The 1,906-nt window shown below is 57.9% G+C and carries 3 protein-coding genes; 2 read left to right on the forward strand and 1 reads right to left on the reverse strand.

What is annotated here, in order from left to right; translation table 11 throughout:
• Both NP596_RS21135 and NP596_RS21140 read left to right on the forward strand, forming a co-directional pair.
• Positions 1-243: hypothetical protein (locus tag NP596_RS21135; RefSeq protein ID WP_256617357.1), on the forward strand; the 243-nt coding region annotated here is incomplete at its 5' end.
• A gap of 2 nt (positions 244-245) precedes the next feature.
• Entirely contained in the window at positions 246-1,253 is a 1,008-nt protein-coding gene (locus NP596_RS21140) for a response regulator (protein WP_256617358.1), read from the forward strand.
• A 149-nt stretch (positions 1,254-1,402) separates the two neighbouring features.
• Here the strand turns inward: NP596_RS21140 and NP596_RS21145 are convergent.
• The coding region (locus tag NP596_RS21145; protein ID WP_256617359.1) for a formaldehyde-activating enzyme at positions 1,403-1,906 on the reverse strand (504 nt) is incomplete at its 5' end.

The raw sequence follows: 1,906 nt of genomic DNA on the forward strand, positions 1-1,906 counted from the left end.
GCCGTTTCCCGCGCGACCGGCGGCCGGCCAGCGCCGGCGCAACTGTTGCGCGATTTGTTGCAGGCGCTGGACAGGGACAATCCCGACGAAGCGGAGCCGTCCTTGCAGGCCTTGGAGAAAATTCTGCCGTTACAGATGTTGGAACCGATACGCGAACTGCTGGAAAACTTTGATTTCCGGGCCGCCGAGGCACGGACCAAGGCCCTCATCAAACACTTAAACCTCAGTCTGGAGGACGTTTAATCATGGCAAACGGTCCGATTTTATGCGCCGACGACGAACCTTATAATCTGGGTATCTTGCGAATGGCGCTGAAAGAACAACACGCGCTGGTTTTTGCCCGCAGCGGCCGGGAAACCCTGCGGGCCGTGGAAAAACATAACCCGGCCCTCATCCTGCTTGACGTGCAGATGCCGGACATGGACGGCTACGCCGTTTGCCGCCGCTTGAAGGACGATGAGCGCACCCGGGATATTCCGGTGATCTTCGTTACCGGCATGACCCAGGAAGTCGACGAAAAGGCGGGGTTCGACGTCGGCGCGGTGGATTACATCGCCAAACCGATTTCGGTGCCTATTGTACAGGCCAGGGTCCAAACCCACTTGTCGCTGGTGCGGGCGGATAAACTTGAAAAAAGTTATCACGATGCGATCCATATGTTGGGCAAGGCCGGCCATTACAACGACACCGATACCGGCGCCCATATCTGGCGAATGGCTGCGTATAGCCGGACTCTGGCCGAAACGATAGGCTGGAGCGAGGAGCTTTGCGGGCTGTTGGAACTGGCCGCGCCCATGCACGATACCGGTAAAATCGGCATACCCGACGCGGTGCTGAAAAAACCGGGCAAGCTGGATGCGGAGGAATGGCGGGTCATGAAGTCCCATACCACCATAGGCCACGGCATCCTCAAGCAAAGCGACGCGCCTTTATTTCAGCTGGCCGGGGAAATCGCGCTGAATCATCATGAAAAATGGGATGGCAGCGGCTATCCCAATGGCTTGTCGGCCGAGGAGATTCCCGAGTCGGCCCGCGTCGTGGCGGTTGCGGATGTGTTCGATGCCCTGTCCATGAAGCGGCCCTATAAGGACGCCTGGCCCTTGGCAAAGATTCTGCAATTCCTCCGGGAAAACGCCGGAACGCATCTCGATAGCCGCCTGATCGAGGCATTCATGGATATTCAGCCCAGGATTTTGGATATCAAGGCGGAATGGGATTCCCGCGAGCGGGCATTGGAAGGCAGCCTTTCCTGAGTTTAAGCATCGCCGCGAGCTTGGATGCCGTTGGAAACAACTTACCGAAATAGATTTCCAAGGAGCGGCTTTAGCCGCGAAGAATGCCTTGATCGGGACTAAAGCCCCACCCGCCGGGTTGGCCGGCAACCCGGCGGGCGGGGTACGGATCAGATTTTTCCGTCCAGCCCCATCTGGAAATATTTGTGGGTGATTTTGTCCTGGTTTTCCAACAGCCAATCGATATCCGGAGTGTCGGTCATGGCTTTATGAATCGCCAGCGCCATGGCCTTGCGGTGAATGTCGAACAATATTCGGTGATCCAGGTTGTCGTCCTTGATCACGCCGGGATTCAGCCATACCGAGCAGATGATACCCAGGTCGTTGGCTTTTTCTTTCGGAATGTCGCCGGCCCGCACCGCATCCAGTACGCCGTTGGCAATCGCCGCCTGCACGGTACCCATCAGGATGTTGGTATAGCGGCTGTTTTTGACGGTGACTTTGCTGACCATCAGCGTCACCGGCCGTACCTGAATGTCGGTATTTAAAAGCGCAAACACCCGGGTGTGGCCTTGCACTTGGTCGCCGGTCAAGGTGGCCAAGGCGGTGCCGACCGGGCCGTCCAGTTCGCCGATAATTACTTCCGGTTCGGCGGCGGTGCCGGCCGGCCCGCC

Source organism: Methylomonas rivi (assembly GCF_024505165.1).
Classification (GTDB): domain Bacteria; phylum Pseudomonadota; class Gammaproteobacteria; order Methylococcales; family Methylomonadaceae; genus Methylomonas; species Methylomonas rivi.

Bases quoted from the DNA above. Each gene is read 5' to 3' on its own strand.
- NP596_RS21140 (WP_256617358.1), top strand. From the start codon at position 246: ATGGCAAACGGTCCGATTTTATGCGCCGACGACGAACCTTATAATCTG.